This is a genomic window from Brevibacillus gelatini, assembly GCF_003710935.1.
Lineage (GTDB): Bacteria > Bacillota > Bacilli > Brevibacillales > Brevibacillaceae > Brevibacillus > Brevibacillus gelatini.
In genome coordinates, this window is sequence record NZ_RHHS01000014.1 from 1 (window position 1) to 19,873 (window position 19,873).

General features: G+C 50.8%; 14 protein-coding genes, 1 other RNA gene and 1 riboswitch. Of the genes, 11 read left to right on the forward strand and 4 right to left on the reverse strand.

The genetic code is table 11. The features are described from left to right. Window positions 1–116: 116 nt before the first annotated feature. The 4 genes from secG (at window position 117) to ssrA (ending at window position 4,209) form a co-directional block, all read left to right on the forward strand. Window positions 117–359, forward strand: a complete 243-nt coding sequence (gene secG, locus EDM57_RS05195; protein WP_003843341.1) for a preprotein translocase subunit SecG — start codon at window positions 117–119, stop codon at window positions 357–359. A gap of 143 nt (window positions 360–502) precedes the next feature. Then, window positions 503–2,995, forward strand: coding sequence for a ribonuclease R (gene rnr / locus EDM57_RS05200; protein ID WP_122903714.1), 2,493 nt, complete (start codon window positions 503–505; stop codon window positions 2,993–2,995). 212 nt (window positions 2,996–3,207) lie between these two features. Next, the gene (smpB, locus tag EDM57_RS05205; RefSeq protein WP_122903715.1) at window positions 3,208–3,681 is read left to right on the forward strand and encodes an SsrA-binding protein SmpB; all 474 of its coding nucleotides are present in this window, start codon (window positions 3,208–3,210) and stop codon (window positions 3,679–3,681) included. A gap of 172 nt (window positions 3,682–3,853) precedes the next feature. Continuing rightward, window positions 3,854–4,209: a transfer-messenger RNA gene (gene ssrA / locus EDM57_RS05210) on the forward strand. 308 nt (window positions 4,210–4,517) lie between these two features. Here the strand turns inward: ssrA and EDM57_RS05215 are convergent. Together EDM57_RS05215 and EDM57_RS05220 are read right to left on the reverse strand one after the other, a co-directional pair. Next, window positions 4,518–5,861: a hypothetical protein gene (locus EDM57_RS05215; RefSeq protein WP_122903716.1), complete on the reverse strand. Its 1,344-nt coding sequence runs from the start codon at window positions 5,859–5,861 to the stop codon at window positions 4,518–4,520. A gap of 1,209 nt (window positions 5,862–7,070) precedes the next feature. Beyond that, window positions 7,071–8,405: an RDD family protein gene (locus EDM57_RS05220; RefSeq protein ID WP_342771464.1), complete on the reverse strand. Its 1,335-nt coding sequence runs from the start codon at window positions 8,403–8,405 to the stop codon at window positions 7,071–7,073. A gap of 302 nt (window positions 8,406–8,707) precedes the next feature. Here EDM57_RS05220 and EDM57_RS23865 point away from each other — a divergent pair, with 302 nt between their 5' ends. The 3 genes from EDM57_RS23865 (at window position 8,708) to EDM57_RS05235 (ending at window position 12,484) form a co-directional block, all read left to right on the forward strand. Further along, a complete protein-coding gene (locus tag EDM57_RS23865) occupies window positions 8,708–11,272 on the forward strand; it encodes a winged helix-turn-helix domain-containing protein (protein ID WP_122903717.1) in 2,565 nt (854 codons plus the stop codon). 222 nt (window positions 11,273–11,494) lie between these two features. Next, window positions 11,495–11,968, forward strand: a complete 474-nt coding sequence (locus EDM57_RS05230) for a DUF5680 domain-containing protein (RefSeq protein ID WP_122903718.1) — start codon at window positions 11,495–11,497, stop codon at window positions 11,966–11,968. Window positions 11,969–12,166: 198 nt separating this feature from the next. Then, window positions 12,167–12,484, forward strand: coding sequence for a winged helix-turn-helix transcriptional regulator (locus EDM57_RS05235; protein ID WP_122903719.1), 318 nt, complete (start codon window positions 12,167–12,169; stop codon window positions 12,482–12,484). Window positions 12,485–12,748: 264 nt separating this feature from the next. Here EDM57_RS05235 and EDM57_RS05240 read toward each other — a convergent pair whose 3' ends face one another. Next, entirely contained in the window at window positions 12,749–13,315 is a 567-nt protein-coding gene (locus EDM57_RS05240) for a DoxX family membrane protein (RefSeq protein WP_122903720.1), read from the reverse strand. A 441-nt stretch (window positions 13,316–13,756) separates the two neighbouring features. On the opposite strand from EDM57_RS05240, the gene EDM57_RS05245 reads away from it, so the two are divergent. Continuing rightward, on the forward strand, window positions 13,757–14,497 hold the full coding sequence (locus EDM57_RS05245; RefSeq protein ID WP_122903721.1) for a GNAT family N-acetyltransferase: 741 nt from the start codon (window positions 13,757–13,759) through the stop codon (window positions 14,495–14,497). A 189-nt stretch (window positions 14,498–14,686) separates the two neighbouring features. Then, entirely contained in the window at window positions 14,687–15,409 is a 723-nt protein-coding gene (locus tag EDM57_RS05250; RefSeq protein WP_122903758.1) for a DUF421 domain-containing protein, read from the forward strand. Window positions 15,410–15,600: 191 nt separating this feature from the next. On the opposite strand, the gene EDM57_RS05255 is transcribed toward EDM57_RS05250, so the two are convergent. Then, window positions 15,601–16,839 (reverse strand): ATP-binding protein, encoded by a 1,239-nt coding sequence (locus EDM57_RS05255; RefSeq protein WP_170163395.1) that lies wholly within the window; start codon window positions 16,837–16,839, stop codon window positions 15,601–15,603. Window positions 16,840–17,040: 201 nt separating this feature from the next. Then, a riboswitch (SAM riboswitch) is annotated at window positions 17,041–17,162 on the forward strand. 121 nt (window positions 17,163–17,283) lie between these two features. Between EDM57_RS05255 and EDM57_RS05260 the strand changes: the two genes are divergently transcribed. Together EDM57_RS05260 and EDM57_RS05265 are read left to right on the forward strand one after the other, a co-directional pair. Then, window positions 17,284–18,306 (forward strand): sugar ABC transporter substrate-binding protein, encoded by a 1,023-nt coding sequence (locus EDM57_RS05260; protein WP_122903723.1) that lies wholly within the window; start codon window positions 17,284–17,286, stop codon window positions 18,304–18,306. Between the two features lie 76 nt (window positions 18,307–18,382). After that, complete coding sequence (locus EDM57_RS05265; RefSeq protein ID WP_122903724.1) at window positions 18,383–19,873, forward strand: sugar ABC transporter ATP-binding protein; 1,491 nt, start codon at window positions 18,383–18,385, stop codon at window positions 19,871–19,873.

Below are 19,873 nucleotides of genomic sequence, written 5' to 3' on the forward strand. Positions count from 1 at the left end.
CACTATGGCTTGACTCACACTGGAAGGGATAGCGGGTTGCTGTTACCTGACAAGTATGATAAAGTGTTTGTATTGGTTTTTTACCGCCTTGGAAATCCGTTTTGAGGTGAATGAAGATGGCATTGGCTGCGAAAATTTTACTTGTGATCGCAAGTATTGGCTTAATTATCGTCGTGTTGCTGCAATCTGGAAAAAGTGCCGGCCTTTCGGGAGCGATTGGTGGCGGTGCAGAGCAACTGATGGGCAAGCAAAAAGCCCGTGGGATTGACGCACTTTTGGGGAAACTGACCGTTGTATTTGCGGTTGCTTTCATGATTTTTGCGATTTTGCTCGGATATTTCCTGAAAACAGGAGCGTAATAGACGTATAGCCGAAAGACAGCGAGTTCGACTTGCTGTCTTTTTCGCTATTCCGATTGCGATCTGATTGAACGGTGAATACTACATAGTAATGGATAAATGGAGGAGCGCGGTAGAGCCACGCGAAAAAAGGAGGTTTGTGAATGACAGATCACGAAAAGATACTCGCGTTCATGCGGGAGCAAGCTTATCACCCGATGACGGTGAGGGAGCTGGAGGAAGCGTTTGAAATCAAGGATTCGGCTTCCTTCAAGGAGCTGGTGAAAACGCTGAACGCACTGGAAGCAAGCGGCGAGGTAATTCGCACGCGTGCGAACAGATACGGCGTACCGGAAAAAATGAATCTGGTGCGCGGGCGTCTGCAAAGCCATCCAAAAGGCTTCGGGTTTGTTATCCCGGAAACGCCTGACATGGAAGATATATACGTCCACGCCAACGACATGAACGGAGCACTCCACGGGGATACAGTGCTGGTTCGTGTCGAGAAGGAAGCGGGCGGCAATCGGTTGGAAGGGCGGATTGTGCGCGTCGTCGAACGGGGCATGACCCAGGTAGTGGGCACGTTCAAGGACGAGACGTACTACGCGTTTGTAATCCCGGATGAGAAGCGGATCGGCAAGGATATTTTTATCCCCAAAAATGCGTACAACGGAGCGGTGGACGGCCACAAGGTAGTCGTCAACATCGTCCGCTACCCGGAAGGACGCGTCAATCCCGAGGGCGAAGTCATTGAGATTCTCGGGCATAAAAACGATCCGGGAGTGGACATTTTGTCCATCATCCGCAAGTTCAACCTGCCGGAAGCGTTCCCGGAGGATGTATTGGCTGAAGCAGAAGCGGTGCCGGATGAAATATCGGAAGAGGAAATCAAGGGACGCCGCGATCTGCGCGACCGGATGATGGTAACTATCGACGGAGCAGACGCCAAGGACCTGGACGACGCCGTTTCGCTTGAAGTGCTGGAAAACGGCAACGTCAGGCTTGGTGTGCATATTGCCGATGTCAGCTATTACGTTCGCGAAAAGTCGGCGCTGGATAACGAAGCGTATCGCCGGGGCACGAGCGTTTATTTGGTCGACCGCGTCATCCCGATGCTGCCGCACCGTTTGTCCAACGGGATATGCAGTCTGAATCCAAAGGTAGACCGCCTGACGATCACCTGCGACATGGAGATGGACCAGAACGCACGGGTCGTGACGTACGATATTTACCTCAGCGTCATTCGCACGAACGAACGCATGACCTACGCCGATGTGCGCAGCATTCTGGAAGACAAGGATGAAGCCCTGATTGAGAAGTACAGCGAGCTCGTCCCGATGTTCCAGGAGATGGAGAAGCTGGCGCGGAAGCTGCGTGCCAAACGGATGCAGCGCGGCGCAATCGACTTCGATTTCCGTGAAGCGAAAATTTATGTCAACGAAGAGGGCACCCCGACAGAAATCGGGTTCCGCACCCGCTCCATCGCGGAGCAGATCATTGAAGAATTTATGCTGGCTGCCAACGAAACAGTGGCTGAGCATTTTCACTGGATGAAACAGCCGTTTATGTACCGGGTTCACGAAGACCCGAACGCCGAAAAGCTGATGGCCTTCATGGAGTTTATCACCAACTTTGGCTACTCCATCCGCGGCAAGGGCAATTCTGTCCATCCGCGCGCCCTGCAGCAGCTTCTGGAAGAGGTAAAAGGCACGCCGGAGGAAATCATCATCAGCACCGTCATGCTGCGTTCCATGAAGCAAGCGCGCTACGACGCGGAAAGTCTCGGGCACTACGGCTTGTCCACCGAGTTTTACACGCACTTTACGTCGCCAATCCGCCGCTACCCCGACCTGATCGTCCACCGCCGCATCCGGGAGTGGATCGAGCAGGGCAACAACCTGTCGGAAAAGCGTCTGGCGTACTGGGCCGAGCATATGCCGATTATCGCCGAGCACGCCTCCCAGCGCGAGCGGCTGGCGGTAGATGCCGAGCGTGAGACGGACGATCTGAAAAAAGCGGAGTTCATGAAGGAGCGCGTCGGAGAGGAATTCGAGGGCGTCATTTCCAGCGTGACCTCGTTCGGGCTGTTTGTCGAGCTGCCCAACACGATTGAGGGCCTGGTGCACATCAGCTTCCTGACCGACGACTACTATCATTACCACGAAAAAATGTACGCGCTGGTCGGCGAGCGGACGGGCAAGCAGTACCGGATCGGGGATGTTGTGCAGGTCCGCGTGGCGAACGTCAATGTGGACGAGCGCACAATCGACTTCGAGATTGTCGGCATGACCAAGGCTGCCGGATTCCGCGGCAGCAGCCAGCGTACACCGCGCGTCATCGACGGCCGGGGCACAGGTCGCAAGCCGACTCGCGGCAAGCAAGACCGCTCGCGTGGCGGTCGCCCAGAGCGTCCAAATCGTCAAAAGGACAAAAAACACCCGGCGGAGATCCGCCAGCTGTACAAGGACCGCCGCAAAGGGGAAGGGAAGAAAGCTTCTGCCCGTCCGCTCGCGCAAGGCGAGGACGTCCTGCCGCTTGGAACTGGCGGAGAAGAAGCGCAAGGGGAGCGTCAGAAGGGCTTCTGGGAAGATTTTGTCCGCTCCAAGAAAAAGAACCGGAAAAATGTAGTCCGCCAGGCGAAACGGAAGCGGCGTTAAACGGTTGTGTAAGGGGCTTTTTGGTACAGGGGAGGCCCCGGAAAGCAGGCGGGGACGAGCTGGAAGCGGGAGATGCCCTCGTTTTTCCCGGTTTTTCCGGGAAAGCAAGCGCAGCAAACGCGGCAGTTACCCGGCAAATGTCTTGCCACAGTGGGCAAAATTTGCTAGACTAACTGTTACGAAACGCAGTACGTACAAGTGAGGTGATCTCCATGTCAAAAGGCAAAGCCGGAACCAAGACAGTCGCCCAAAACCGAAAAGCGCGCCACGATTACCATATCGAGCAAGTATTCGAAGCAGGGATTGCTCTGACCGGTACGGAGATCAAGTCAGTGCGTGCCGCGCGCGTCCAGCTCAAGGACAGCTTCGCCCGCGTGCAAAACGGCGAACTGCTCTTGTACAACGTGCACATCAGCCCGTACGAGCAGGGCAACCGTTTCAACCACGAGCCGGAGAGGACCCGCAAGCTGTTGATGAAACGGCTGGAAATCCTCAAGCTGAACGGCCTGGTTCGCGAAAGAGGCTACTCGCTGGTCCCGCTGAGCATTTATTTGAAAGGCGGCTGGGCCAAGGTCGAGCTGGCACTTGTCAAAGGAAAAAAGAACTACGACAAGCGCGAAGACCTCAAGAAAAAGGACGCTGCCCGCGAAGTCGAGCGCGCCCTGCGCGAACGCCAAAAGGCCTGATCGCTGGCCAACTGGTTTGCCTTGGCAGGTCTGGCAGCAATCAACGTTGAGTTTTGCCTGCCGCCTGTGCTATATTAAGTAGGCAGCAAGCAATACACGACTTTGTACACAACAGTCTAGGTGCGGATCGATCAATGGCTCTTCACCTAGACTTTTTCTCACCTTCTACCATGGGGGCGTTCTGGATTCGACGGGGATGGTAGAGCATGAGAAGCGAGCCGGGGGGTTGCGGACCTCGTCATCAACGCAAACGCCATTAACTGGCAACAAACAACTTTCTCTCGCTGCTTAATAACCAGTGAGGCTCTCCCACTGCATCGGCCCGTGTGCCGTGGATAGGGCTCAACTTTAACGGGCTACGCCGGAGGCTTCCGCCTGGAGCCAAAGGAAGAAGACCAATCAGGCTAGGCTTTCGACTGGCGTGTCGTTTCGCAGGTCGTTTGCCGAAACATTATAAAGCGACTGCGCTCGGAGATGCTCATGTATCGCTGTTTTCGGACGGGGGTTCGAATCCCCCCGCCTCCACCAATACATAGCGAGATGTCACCTGAAAAGGTGGCTTTTTTGTTTTTGTGGGAGTTTTGTGGAGGGGCGAGGAGGTATCAAAGTGTGGTGTGACGGTGCTTTTTAGACGCACCGATTATAAACAGCGAGACAGTCTCTCATGATGTTCATTGACAACCGCAACTGAACAAGCTTTTATCGCATAGGGTTCTATTGCGACATCAAGCACTATGTCATAATCGAGATGAAGATATACAAGATAACTTGTTAATGACAACAAAAACCTAGAACCATACGAGAAATAGGCGGGGGTATTTCCCGCCTTGCTGTGGTTACTCTTTTCCAGTAAATATTCGTATCCCTCGTCCGATCTTATCTGATTCGATGTGGAGTATGTTTTCGAGGACAATTAAATACCTATACAAAGTAAAGATAAGCTCAAACCCGTTAATAATTCTTTCCTCCAACACATATTTTTTAAAAAACTCTCGCTCTTCTTGAATGGTTTTACTGTTATATTGTTCTGGCAAGTCAGTGTCAAAGGCGTTTGAATATTTCTCTGGAGCCTTTACTAATTCCTCGAAGCCTATTTTAGTAAAAAGTAGATGATCTAATTTATCAATACTTGAAAATAATAATTTAACTGATGCAACATTTAATTCGTACTTGTATTTCGAGAACCATCGATATATATCCTTATAGTCAGGTGAATTGATGTTTTCGATTTCTTTCGTGAATTGTTCTATTTCATCTATATCTTTAAACTTAAAATATTCTGATTCTAGATAACTCCACTTATACCATAGATGCCCTGAATAGCCTACTTTTGAGGCGTTGGGAAACTTTTTGTACGTCCAGTAGTCAACTAGCATATCGTAACAATCGATCGCATACTCTAAATTTTCCGCCCCTTTAAGGATAATCTCAATAGCATAATGCGAAAGTTTGCGATGTAGTAGAATAACTTCTTCAAGTTTTTTACGATTCGCTTGTGCTACTGAACGGCGAACAATTCCTCTACGACTTATGAAATACCAGAGGAAAATAATAAGCACCAAGACGACGAGAGCTGAAAGTTTTGTTAAATTATTCCAGAAAAAATTGACCTTTTGATTCCATAGGTTAATAATAGTATTTTGAATTGTACTGAGCATTGAGTTGTTGTAAGTGAGCAGGGTCAGAATTACCGCTAGGATTGAAGCTTTACCTAAAATGAATGAAAACACAATCTTAAACAGATCAAACGGTGTAGGAATAACAACATAATCTAGCATCTTTGTACGATCTTTGCTTGATCCTCCGAAATAAAAAGCAATTCTCATATGATGGTGAAGTTTGGAAAATCCATATTTGAATCGGATCAATCTTATTAAAAGCCATTTTTTCTTGATCCACAGATGGGAGAACTTGTTGTAAAAAGTTCTTACTTGAATATGAAGGCGATACCAAAGCAAATCCCACACAAACGCAACTAGTACGATTTCAATCCAATAGATTGCTAATAACCAATACCAGCTTTTTATCCAGTAGTGATTCCAATTGTCTATAGATAGCCCAATCTTAAAAAGTGTACAAGATTTAAAAAGCCAAAACAGGCCGACTATAATAGTTAGAATAAAGAGCCACTCAATTATCAACGATTTGTTTTTCCATAGAGATCGTACTTTTTTTTTCACCTAAACACCCCTATTTTTCTGATGCTCATAACAAAAAAACGGTTGCTAAATCGTTTTGATTGAGATAAACAAAATGCCTTAACCTTGGCAGGCACCGGCCTTCAGCAGGTTGCAGACACATCCAGATCATTATCAATCGTCTGATACGTATCTCTTGCAAGTTCTGAAACAAAAGGAGAGGCAGATTCGGAGTTTAGTGTCACCGTGGCGTTCACCTTCGACATTTGTTTAAACAATACTTCCTTATTCCACAGTTTAACATCCAACCGCTCCGGCGATGGCTTGTTCTGTAGAGCTACTGTTGGTGACCACCCATGCTTCAACGCATTTGTGGTCAAAAGTAACAGATACTAAAAACGGATTTACTGATTTCCATCACCAGCATATTTTTGATATTCAGGTTCTGCTTGGTACGCTTGGGTTTTAGGAAGTGATGAGTTAATAAAGTTAGTGGCGGCATATGCAACTTCCCAAAGTGAAAATCTCATCAAATGATCTTGGGAATAGCCTTTGACTTGGAAGTATTGACACGAAGCTCCCACAATGTTTTGTACCTTTCATCATCTTCATTACTCCAGCGTTATGCACCATCTATGTCGTCATACTCGTAAATGTCTTTCAGAACGAGAAATTTGTTACGAGCGAGTGTTCCATATACGCTAAATTCCAAAGATAGCAGTTCAAATTTTATGCTGTCAGTGTCAATCGTCTCATAAGAAACACATGTCCTTCACCGCGATAATCTACAATACCTACCAAGATGTTACAATATCAATTCTACATGGATAACCTAGTAGAGAATATATTACTCAGAAGCGTATTTGGTAACCTGAATTGGGAGTGGATTTGTGAAAACGCTGAACATCTCGTTCAGTACCACTTAACAAAGGCCAATAATGGTGATTTCTTCGAAATTTTATGAAGTCATACTCTGCTGACAGTGCGAATCTCCGTCAGTCTATATTCATATAACGCTTATTGCTTTTTTCTCAAAATTGAGAGCCGAACCAACAAGTTCGGCACTTAATTGATGCATATCATTCAGACTTATAATTGCAAAATCGACATATCTTCGCTCTGGCCTTTATGACTTTTGCACATTGCGGACATTCTTTTATGTATCAAGTGTGTAGCCATGGTGGAAGCCGTAGTCTGTTGAATCGCTGAGACTTCCTGCTCAATCAGTTCCTGTTGATTCAGCATGTGCTGCTAGAAAATGTCTTTTTGATTTTTTATTTCAGCCCGATATTGTTTCTCCAAAGGCTTTCTTTGCTCACGAAGACCAGCAATCTCTTTCTTAAGATCGCTCAAGCGCAGAGGGCAGGATTTGCAATCAGCGTGGGACAGCGAGAGTTGCAAACACAACGGCCTATACGAAAACATGGCAATACCACTGTTGCCTGGACCTGCTATTACGCCCCCATCCTCCCCCACAACATGAAAACTAGAGCTAATCTCTTTCAACTCAGCTTCAAGATCATCAAACTTCCTTGCCTGCGTCACGCACATGATCTGGTAAAAATGCGTGGGTGTTTCTACGACGGTAACGAGATAGGCAACGTTTTCCCCCTCGAATGTTCCCTGCATGGAAAATTGCGTGGAGAGGTGACCGTCGACGGTGAGACGGACGAGTTTGCCGACGGATGGTTCGGACAGTTTGGCCTGAAGGTTGGTCATTACCGCATCTGTGTATTGCTGCAAAGTGAACGGACTCTCCAACTCGTTTTTGGCATCGGGGAACACGAACAGATGCTTGTCTGCGATGTTGTTCGAAAGGGCGATGGATGCATCCGGGGGCAGGCTGCTGTTGGCTTTCCAGTCTGAGTAGGCATAGATTTGCAGCGTCTGGTCCGAGCTGTAAAAAGTTTTCTTTTGTGGCGGAACTTTGGCGAAATGAGATATTCCGAAAATGCCGATAAGAATAGAGAAGAGTGCCAGCATTGCGAAAATGACCGCATACAAAGTGACCGATTTTTTACTCTCGCCTTCCAAATCTTTTACTTTCACAACGAATGTATTGGCCGCCAGGTCGCCCAGCCGCTGCTTTTTCTTCGTGGCCAGCACACTGATCCCTGCCGGCAGTCCGCCCAACAGCAGCGGGTTGGTCTCCACGATCCGCAGCAAAGAGCGGAGAATGGACTTCCCGATTCCTGGCGGTCGCCCGTGTTCGTTGACGGCTTTGATGCGAAGGGCGAATTTTCCGATCGTATATCCCGTCAGACCTTCCAGCAGGATGTAGTAGCCAAGAATGCCGAATGTGAGGGCGAGAAGGAAAAAGAGAGTAGAGGAAGCTTTATCGGCTCGACCTATGAAGGCAAACATTCCGAACAGAAAGCTGAATAAAAGAATGTAATCAATGACGTGCGCGCCCCAGCGCTGGAAAAAATCGAGGCCCCGTATGTTTGCGTGATGTCTCCCATCCGTTTTGGCTCTGCCGGAAGCGGGCTGTCCGCTTGCGGGAGAGGGGGAGCGAGTGAGGAATCTGTCTGTGGCAATGGATGATTCTCCAAAAAATTCACACCTCCAACAAAAATGTAAACAAATAACATTGAATCACTGGAAAAATCCTTCTGTCAAGCTTTTCTATTTGTTGCGAGCAGAGCGGTAGCGCCGGGAGATTCTTGTTGGTTTTCAGGCAGCGATGTTAGCAAGGAAAAAGCTGGTTGTCCCAAAACAATCTGGTTGGCGGGCTTTTTTGCGTCTATATGCCATCTTTCCTGGTCAAATAGTCCAGTTTACTTGCATTGTTCTGTCATATTCAACATAATTACAATGTCTATATGTTTTGATTGAGATAATTGTCTGCTCTTTTGCGAGGCCATTTTCTTTTAGGCAGGGAGATGCGCATGAATCAAGCGATGTACAGTCCACTTATTGCAACGAAGCTTCATATACCTACATACAGCTCGGACCTGCTGCATCGGCATCAATTGGTGGAGGAAATTGATGAGGTCGGGATGGCCAAGGTGATCCTCATTTGTGCTCCGGCGGGGTTTGGCAAAACAACGGCTGTGAGTCAGTGGGTTTCGAGTACCGGCAAGCCCGCCGGGTGGCTTTCCCTGGATGAGTCAGACAATGATCCTGCCCGTTTTTGGCGTTATTTGGCAAAGGCGATAAGCACGGGGCAAAAGGGGGCGGGCCGAGAAGCTTCTGCGTTGCTTGATCTGTCGTATACGGCGTCAGCCGAGCATTTTCTCTCTGTCTTGCTGGAAGAAATCGCTGCTATCCATAGCGACTATTATCTGGTTTTGGATGATTACCATCTGATTAAAGAGCCTTCGATTCACGCAGGCATGCAAAACTTGCTCCAATATGCGTCGCCATTTTTGCACGTCATTCTCATCACGCGTGAAGAGCCGCCGCTGCCTCTTCATCGCTTGCGCGTCCGCAAACAGCTTGGACAACTGGGGGCCGAGCAGCTTCGCTTCAAAGAAGAGGAGTGTCAGCGCCTGTTCAATGAACTGATGGGGCTGGATTTGTCGTACGAGGTGATTCAACTGCTAAGCGAGCGGACGGAGGGCTGGATTGCCGCTCTGCAGTTGGCCGCTTTGTCGCTGCGGGGCAAGACAGCGTCTGCTGTCGAGATGTACAACTTTTCTGGAAACGACAAATACGTCGAAGATTATTTGACCGAAGAAGTATTGAAGCGACTGCCGGAGTCCGTACAGCAGTTTTTGCTGAAAACGTCTATATTGCCGCGGCTGTCTGGGGAATTGTGCGCAGCGGTAGCCAAAGAGCCGGACGCGCACGTCATTTTGCAAATGCTTGCGAGCACCAACTCTTTTGTCGTGCCGCTCGACGGGGTGAATGAGTGGTATCGGTATCATCATTTGTTTGCGGATTTGCTGAATGCCCATTTGCGGCAAAAATACAACGAGCAGTTGCCGGCCTTGCATGCTGCTGCCAGTCAATGGTTTGAAGCCCATGGCTGCCCGACAGAAGCTATCGAGCATGCTCTTTTGGGGCACGACCTGGTTGGCGCGACTCGGCTCATCGTCGAGCATGCCCCGTGGATACTGAAACAGCACGAAAACGTAACATTGCGCAGATGGATGAAGCATTTTGACACGGCCTGGCTCAAAGAGCATCCCGAGCTATGCATTGCCTTTGCCTGGATGCACGCGCTGTCGGACGAGCTGGAGCAGGCGGAAGGGCTTGTGCATCTGGCCGAGGACAACATGTACGCCAAAAGCGAGAGCCTCGACGATTGCCGGGTGGAAATTTGCGTGCTGCGCGGATACATACAGTTGATTTTGCGAAATACCGATCTTTCGCTCGCTTACCTGGAAGAGTCGGTCAAAATGAAACCGAAGTTCAGCCGCTATCTTCTCGTTGGGATCGAGCTGAACTGGGATGAGGCTTTCGTGCTGCGCAGCCGCGTGGCGTTGAGCGGCTATTTGTCCAAAGTGAACGAGTTTTACCCCAAGCTCAGAATGATCTGGAAGCACAGCGGACTGGGGATTCTGGCGTACGGCTCGATTGTGATGGCAGAGCTATATTATGAGAAGAACGAGTTCGAGCAATTGACCTACTTCGTCCAGCGAGCGCTGCAGCTTGGGATGAATACGATGAACCTGGGCGTATTGGTCCCGGCCTACCTGGTGCTGACGCGCTGGAGAAAGGCGGAGCGGCGTGAATCGGAGCTGTGGCTGCCAATTGAGGAAATTACAGAGCTGTGCCGCCAACGGAACGCCTCTCCGCATTGGCTTGCTTTTTTGGAAGCGTTTCGTGTTCGCCTCTGGATCGAGGAAAATCGGCGGGACGAAGTAGAACAATGGCTGGGGCAATTTGAAAAAAGGCGGAAGGACTTCGCGCATTCCCGCCATGAGTTTGAGCGGCTGACGCTGGCCCGTGCTTACCTCTATTTGAAAAGAGAGAACGAGGCTTGTGAACTGCTCACCCGCCTGAAGCATGAGACAGAGTTGAAGGATCGGCTGGGGAGCCGGATCGAGACGTTGATTTTGCTCAGCCAGGCGTATTACAACCTGAAAAAGCATCACGAGTCGGCCGAGTGCATCCGCATGGCTGTCATGCTGGCTGCTCCGGAAGGATATGTGCGCATCTTTTTGGACGAAGGGCCTGAGGTCGCCCGGATGCTTTATGCACTTTACAAGAGCAAGACGTGCTCCAAGCAAGAGCTGGCTTATATAGCGCGGCTGCTCAAGATGATGGAAAAAGAATTTCCCACCCTCGATATTCAAATCCGGGTATCGCCCGAGCTGGACAAGCTGACAGAACGGGAGGCCGAAGTGCTCGCGCTGATTGGCGAAGGGCTGTCGAACGCCGAGATTGCGAGCAGGCTGCATCTGACCATCGGGACGGTCAAGGTGTATGTCCACCAGATTTACGCCAAGCTGCAAGTACGCAATCGGGCGCAGGCGGTGGTCAAGCTCAGAGAAAGCGAACTGTAGGGATGGGGGAAAAACGACAGGGATGAGAAGCCACCTGGAGAGCAGGCGGCTTCTTTTTTACGCGATGGTTAACAGACGTTTTGGGGTGGAACGTCAGCTTGATGGTTCAAAAGCCATCCGACGTGTCGAAATTATTTTTGGAATATAGAGAAAATTTTTACAGGGAATCGCCCGCTTTCCTTGAAATGTAAAAGGGAATGAAACGAAAAGAGGTGTAAGGGAATGGGTGAGCTTTTTTCTGTTGCCGACCTGGAAGCGTTTATTGTACAAGCCAAGCGGCACTCGTATGTTGGGGGAGCCAAACGTCTGCTGCCGTATCGGCTCGGCTCCAAGGACATTCAATACGTGAGCGGGGATTGGGCCTATCACGACAGCTATTTCGGAGACAGCGATTTTATCGGGCAAGAGCTCGTTTACTTCCAGAAAAGCCCGGTGTGGGCGATGAATTATTTTGGCTACATTACCAAGCCGGATCAAATCGACGCGCATACTGTGGGACGGATGATTAAGGCAAGCTTGTCGAACATGTACCAAGAGGGCCGTTTTTTGGGGGCGTTCGAGCATGTGCAGGACGATTTGCGCTATGTGGATACGAATGAGGGCGATGTGACCTTTTTTCAGGGGAAGGAATTTATTTACCGCCGCGATGAGGTTGTGTATGAATTGCTGTATCATGGCGGGTTGTTGAAAAAGTAGGAACTGTGTAAGCGGTTGCGCTGCCTTTTTCGCCATGATTGTGAAGACGAAAAACGCCAAAGAGAGCCGGTATTGGGGAGCCATGTTGCCGGCAGTCTACCTGTTGTTTTTCGTGTGCGGCTACGCCAGCGGATTGCGCTAACAAAAAGCCACGATGGTGTCGATCAGCTCTGTCTCCAGTGTCCGATTGAGCTGTCGATGTCCATTCTTGCCGGAAGGTGGAAAACGACGATCATTTGCCAGCTTTTGAAAGGGAAAAAACGGTACGGCGAGCTGAAGAAAGGCATCATCGGCGTGAATCACAAAATGCTCGCGGAACAGTTGCGGGAGCTGGAGGAGGCGGGGATTGTACGGCGCCATGTGTACCCGGTCGTTCCGCCAAAGGTGGAGTACGAACTGACAGAGCGGGGAGAAGCCCTGCGCCCTGCTATTGAATACTTGATTGCGTGGGGAGAGCAGTTTGGCACACCTGTGCCTGTGGCGAATGAAGACGATCCGGCAGCCAGCAGCTGCTGAGAGGAAGGAACGTCTGGGGCAGAAACTTGGCCAGAGAATGCCGTGTGAACCTACAGCGCGGCACAGGTGTAAGCAGTCCAGTCTGTGCGGTTTTTTGCCATGCCTCGCAATTGGTTCGATGGACACGTTAAAAGCAAAGCGCTGGTCATACCCGCGACATGCAGGTATGACCAGCGCTTTGGTAATTCGTAGGCAGTTTGCGATTTCGTGACGGCTTGGGAAATGCAAAGTGGCGTCCCATATCCTACAACTTGAAGCAACCGCCTAACGTATGCCGAAATGCTCCGACCGGGAACGAGTCCAAGGAGTACCAAGGTACGGGAGCGCCCAGCGGTCCAGACCGTACCAGCCCGCTACTTTCCAGGCGAGTACGAGCCAGGTGGCAAAAATGAACAGCAGAGGGTTGGTGCTGATTGTTCCGGCGAACAGGAAGCTGACGTTCATCAGCCCGCCGAAGAAGGCGGCAATGCCCGTGAGCATACCAAGGATGAGGCCCAGGCCGACGAGCAGTTCTCCGTAGGCGACGAGGAAGCCGAACACCTTTGCGTTTGGCAGTACCATATTTTCCAGGAACCAGGCGTACCAGGAAGTGACGTCTTTTCCTTCCGCCGCTTTCGCGAGGGAGCCTTTGACGAAGCCCTCAATGGCTGTGCCTGCTTTGTCCCCTGTCCAGGTATCGGTATGGATTTTTTTCCAGCCAGCAGTAATCCAGGCGTATCCGACATACAAACGGATGAATAGCCAGATCCAGGCCGAACGGGTGCTGCTGAACAAAAAGTGTGATACGGGATTTTCAGGAATAATGATTTCGTTGTTGCTTGCTGGACGCATGTGGATGTGCCCTCCTTTGGAAAAAATAGACTGGATAACGCTGGTATGGATATTGATTCCAAGTGATTGTAACACAAGGACTGCCTGCCTGGTGCGGTTTTAGGCATAAGTTCATAGGTTGTTCTTTGACACTATTGGCACGGTGCTAACTGTAGTTCCAAAGTTCTACAACTAAATGAATGCGACTTTTCATGACATTCCGCGACTGGTTCACGCGCTGGCTGCACGGCGGTCGACCTCCCGGGCCGTCAGCCAGCGGGCGAGATGGGGCGAATTTTTGACGGGAGCGGGGTTTTGACGATAAGTATCCTGTTGTGGAAACAGTTTGTGTCTCCATCAAGTTTTGGTAGAATGAAAGAGTTGAGGGGCGGGTTTTCCTCTCATGCGAGCAGGGGCCTTTTCCGATATAGAGATAGAGACGGTTTTGGGAGGATAGATAGAATGGCATACAAGGTGTACACACAAGCAGAGCGTCCTGATTTGAACGATCAAATGGCCGATGTGCTCGCCGCCAGCTGGTCTACATTCATGCTGCATGACGAAGTGGCCGAACAGCATTACGATCGGCTGGAAGAGTGGTTTGGCTCTTTTCAATATTTGCTTACGGATGAAAATGACACGGTAATGGCGGTTGGCAACTCCATTCCTTTTTACTGGGACGGTACCCTGGAAGGCATGCCAAAAGGCTGGGATGACGTCTTCCTGCGCGGAATTGAAGGCTATGCGCAAGGGCAGAAGCCAAATACACTGTCGGCTCTCTCGATTTCGATTGACCCGAAGCATCGCGGACTCGGCCTCAGCCGCCAGATGGTAACGGCGATGAAGGACATCGCGAAGCAAAACGGGCTGGAATACATGGTGGTGCCTGTGCGCCCATCTCTCAAGCACAAATATCCGCTGATCCCGATGGAAAACTACCTCGAATGGAAAACAGCGGACGGTGCTCCTTTTGACCCGTGGGTGCGCACGCACTGGAAGATGGGCGGGAAAATCATGAAAGTGGCTGCGGAATCCATGCTCATCAGAGGCAGCCTGGCCAAATGGGAAGAGTGGACAGGGATGAAATTCCCAGGGTCCGGCATGTACATAATTCCGGGGGCGCTCGTTCCGGTGCGCGTCGAAGCGGAAAAGGACGAGGCCGTATACGTGGAACCGAATGTTTGGATGCAGCATGTATTATAAAAAAATATGTGCAGCGGGGAGCTTTTGCTTTCCCGGATGAGAAGGGCCGTCATTTGTGCGGCTCTTTTTTTCATTTGCGAAATGTCTGACCGAAGCTACACGCGCTTCGCCGGGAAACCAGCTCGCATAATTGTTGCCAAAAGTTTTCATAGTAAAAGGAGGAAAGACTTGCGGGCAGGGGGAGTTTTTGTGGATTTGTTCAATGAGAGCTTGGTTGTAGTCGGGCGCGTATTTACGATTCTGCCGCTGCTATTGATCGTGACGCTGTTCATGGGAAAGCGCTCGATTGGCGAGCTGCCTGTCTTTGATTTTATGATTATCCTTACGTTAGGTTCTGTGACCGGGGCCGATATTGCCGAGCCGAATGTCCACCATATTCCCATCGCGGTGGCGATTGTGGCCCTCTGCGTGCTGCAGCGCCTCGTGTCGCAGTGGTCGATTGTGTCCAGGCGCTTTGGGAAAATGGTCACGTTTGAACCGACGGTCGTTTTTTACAACGGCAAGTTTCTCGTCCATCAGTTGAAAAAGATGCGCTATTCGCTCGATAATGTGCTGCAAATGCTGCGGGAAAAAGACATTTTTGATCTGGCAGAAATTGAAATGGCCATCATCGAGGCCAATGGCCGTTTGACCGTATTGAAAAAATCGGCGCAGCAGCCAGTGACGAGACAGGACTTGCAAGTCCAGACTGCTTCGACGGGCATCTCCCTGCCTGTCATTGTCGAGGGGAAAATATATCCGGATGCGCTGAAGTACCGCGAACGTGACGAAGAGTGGCTGTTGCAGGAGCTGAAAAAGAGAGGCGTCGCGGTCGAGGACGTATTTCTCGCCACGCTGAATCGACAAAACGAGTTGCTGCTATTTGAAAAGCAGCCGAACAATCTGCAGCAGATTCCGCCCGTTCAGCATTGAAGGGAAGGCAACTGTTTTCGGGTGAAGCAAGACCGGGACGGGCAGTCTGGGAGGCGATGGTCAGGAGCGCTTGTGCTTCATCACCTCCCCGTCCATTTGTCCGTCGCAAGCGAAATGATCCCGCTCTCAGGGGGCGTACCTTTCCACGAGGGCTGAGCATGTTTTCATGGCCAGGCTTTTTCACCTGGCCGCTACTGCGGCTGATGATACGGAAACGTAATCGTGAACTTCGTACCGACCTTTGGCTTGCTCGACACGCTCACCGAGCCGCCAAACGCGCGAATGACGTGATAGGAATAAGTCAGGCCGAGTCCGGTGCCGCTGGTTTTGGTCGAAAAATAAATCGTGCCCAGTCGCTTGATCTGTCCCTCGTCCATGCCGATGCCGTTGTCCTTGATGATGAGGAGCGCGTTGTTTTTTTCAATTAACAGCGACAGCACGACTTTCCCGTTGGCCGTCTCCGCGCATGCTTCGATGGCATTTTTTACAAAGTTTACCAGCACCTGCTTGAACTCGTCGGGATTGGCCATGATCGTGACGGGCTTTTCATATGCTTGCAACTCCAGCTCGACGTTGTGCATGTTGGCAAAAGGCAGCATGACCTCGCGGACGACATAGAGCTGCTCGCACACGTTGATAAGCTCGTTGCGCTCCTTGAGCGGCTTGGACAGCGCGAGGTACTCCGTCAAAATCGCTTCCGTGCGCTGGATCTCGTCCAGGCTGATGCGGATGTACTGCTCGGCTTTCGCAATGTTTCCCGCGTCTTCCTGCATCAAGCGCAAAAAGCCTTTGACGGCCGTGAGCGGGTTTCTCACCTCGTGCGCCAGTGAAGCCGCGACGTGGCTCATCGTCTCGATCTTTTCGTTTTGTGCGTGGCGAATGAACAATTCCTTGTCTGATACGCATTTGCTAAATAACGACATCAACAGCCAGATGCCGACGATATTTTGAACGGGGATCACGAACACATGATAGGCAAGCTGATGGGATACATGGGTGGGAAAGTTAAGATAGGTCAATCCCAATTCTATCAGGGAAAAGAGAGCACCCGTCAAAAGAGTATACAGTGTTTTTCGATAACTGGCTTTGTAGCGTTGATAGATCAGGAGGGAGATCGCGAATGCGGTGGCTATCATGAGCATGGCGACCCACGTGTCTTCGCCGCCCAGATAGTAGCGGTACAGCACTGATTCGATCAGCACGACCGAGGCGATTCGTACCCCGCCGTAGATCAAGGCGAAGAATACAAAAATAAATCCCTCAACGGCGCTCGACGCGAAGGTCATCGCCAGAAACACGCAGACAGAACTGGTGACGAGAATAAAGGAACGACTGTAGTTACACATTCGGTCGCGGTAATAGATATTAAACAAAACAAACGGCGTCAGGGCAAAAAACATTTGCAAGATTACTTCTTTTAATAGACTCATCGGACATCTCCATCGCAAATTTGCATGGCTTTGGCTTTAATCTACCATATGTCGACAAGACTTTACAAAAATTCCTCCAAAATTTAGACATAAAGTTGGGACTACTTGGAGGACAAAAGTTTGAAAAACCTAGTTGACAGATGGGTAAAACAAGGATTATAGTCTGTATATATTCCGAAAACGTTGTGAAAATAAAAACTACTCTTATCCAGAGAAGGCTGAGGGAATGGCCCTATGATGCCCGGCAACCTAGCTGGCAGGATGATCTGACTTGCGAGCCAAGGTGCTAACTCCAACAGGTAGCGATACCTGACAGATAAGAGGCGCGAATCTTGTCGATCAAGCCTCTTTCATCTGTTGAAAGAGGCTTTTCCTATTGGAAGGTTGGAAGGTCGTCGCCTCCCCAGCTTGAAGCTCAGCAGGAAAGAAAAAGGGGGAATTTGCATGAAAAAGAAACTGGGTCTTGTCACATCAATTGTACTGGCTGCGTCGCTGGCCTTGACCGCTTGCGGCGGAGGAGCGGACACCCAAAATCAGGCGGGAAGCGGCGCTTCCGGCGGCGAGAAACCGAAGCGCATCGCCCTGATTATGCGCCAAAACGTCGGCACGTTTTCTGCCCAGTACATTAACGGCGTGAAGCAGGAAGTCGAGAAAAACGGCGGCGAGCTGACCGTATTCAACGCGGATACCGATTTGTCGAAAATGGCTTCCAACCTCGACGCTGCGGTGAACCAAAATTTTGACGGCATCCTGATTGACCACGGTACGGCAGAAGCGCTGCAGCAGGGCACGCAAAAAGCAGTCGACAAAAAGATTCCGGTCGTGCTGTTCGACACCGATATTAAACTGCCAGGCGTACCTGTCGTTGAGCAGGATGACAACAAGCTGGCCGAGCTGAGCCTGGAGAAGCTGGCTGCCGATACGGGCGGAAAAGGCAACATCGTGAAAATTTGGGTAGCAGGCTTCGCACCGATGGAAAAACGCCAGGTAACGTATGAAGCCTTCCTGAAAAAATACCCGGATATTAAGGAAATCGCCGCATTTGGCTCGGCAACGAACAACACCGCGCTCGATACGCAAGCACAGATGGAAGCGATTTTGAAAAAGTATCCGAACAAAGGCGATATTACAGCCGTATGGGCATCGTGGGATGAATTTGCCAAAGGGGCAACCCGTGCGATCCAGCAAGCAGGCCGCACCGAGATCAAGGTATACGGCATCGACCTGAGCGATGAAGACTTGCAGCTGATCCAGGAGCCGAACTCTCCTTGGGCCGCGACGGCAGCGGTAGATCCGTCGAACATCGGTCGCATTCATGCGCAAACCGTTTTCCAAAAAATCAAAGGTGAGCAGGTGCCAGACAGCGTGAAGCTGAATCCGGTGCTGGTCAAACAGGAAGACTTGCCAAAGGATAAAAAAGTAACGATGGGCGACCTGTCCCAATACGTGCCAGAGTGGGGCAAGTAAGCAAATAGAGCTGGTTAATTTGGCTATTCCCGTTGCTTCTGTCAACGGGAATCTTGTTTATTTGGGGGTGCGAAAAGTGTCCAGCTTGCAGATGAAAGGGATTGTGAAGCAGTTTTCCGGCGTACCCGCGCTGCGCTCCGTCGATTTTGAAGTCAAGGCCGGCGAGGTGCACGCGCTGCTCGGGGCGAACGGAGCGGGAAAAAGCACCTTGATGAAAATTCTCACGGGTGCGTATCAGGCGGATGGCGGAAGCATCGTGATTGACGGCAAGGAAGTCTCCATCCAGTCGCCGCAGGATGCGAAAGCGCTGGGCATCCAGTGTGTCTACCAGGAAGTCGACACGGCGCTGATCCCGTATTTGAGCGTGACGGAAAACATTTTGCTTGACCAGATCGTGTCCAAAAGCAGCAAGGGACTCATGAACTGGCAGAGGCTGCACAAGGAAGCGGAAAGCATTTTGCAAGGCTTCGGCTTTTCCATCCCGGTGCGCATGCTCGTCGAGGAATGTTCGCTGTCGGAAAAGCAGTTGATCCTGATTGCCCGCGCGACCGTGCAAAAAGCGAAATACGTCATTTTTGACGAACCGACAGCTCCTTTGAGCACGAAGGAGAGCGAGCGGCTGTTTCTCATCATCGACCAATTGAAAAAAGCCGGAGTCGGGATCATCTATATTTCCCATCGGCTGCCGGAAATCTTTGGAATCTGCGACCGGATCACCGTCATGCGCGACGGCCAGTTGATTGCAACAAGCGAGACAGCCGCTACCACGATGGATGAAGTCATCGGGAACATGCTGGGCAAAAGCTTCGATGAAGAGTTTCCGAAGGTGGAGGTACCGATTGGCGAGGTGATCCTGGAAGCGGACGGGGTGGCTGGCGGCAAGGTTCGCGGTGTTGATCTGAGCGTTCGCGAGGGCGAAATCGTAGGTGTCGTAGGACTGGTCGGAGCAGGGAAGACGGAACTGGCCCGTTTGTTGTTTGGAGCCGATGCGGCCGAGGCTGGCCGGGTCAGGCTGAAAGGCAAGGAGGTACGTCTGCGCTCGCCAAAGGACGCCGTTGATGCAGGAATCGGCCTCGTCCCGGAGGAGCGGCGAAAAGAGGGCATTTTTGTCGAGGAATCGGTGAAAAACAACCTGTCTGTCTCCACCTTGTGGAAAGGGTCGCATCTCGGGTTTATCCGCAGGGGAGCCGAGGCTGGGCAAGCGCGAGAGCTGGTGCAGCGACTGGGCGTGAAGACGGCGGACATCGGGCAGTTGGTCGGCTATCTGAGCGGGGGAAACCAGCAGAAGGTGGCGATTGGAAAATGGCTCGACACGGACGCGCAAGTTTTCATGTTTGACGAACCGACCAAAGGTGTCGATATTGGCGCAAAAAGCGATATTTATCGCCTGATCGGAAAGCTGGCGGAGCAGCGCAAGGGCGTTTTGTACTTTTCCTGCGAATTTGCGGAGGTGCTGGGCATCGCGGACCGGATTCTCGTCATGTTCGAAGGGAAAATCGTCCGCGAGCTGAGCCGGGCGGAAGCAACCCAGGAGCGGATTATGTATTATGCAAGCGGAGGTGAGTAA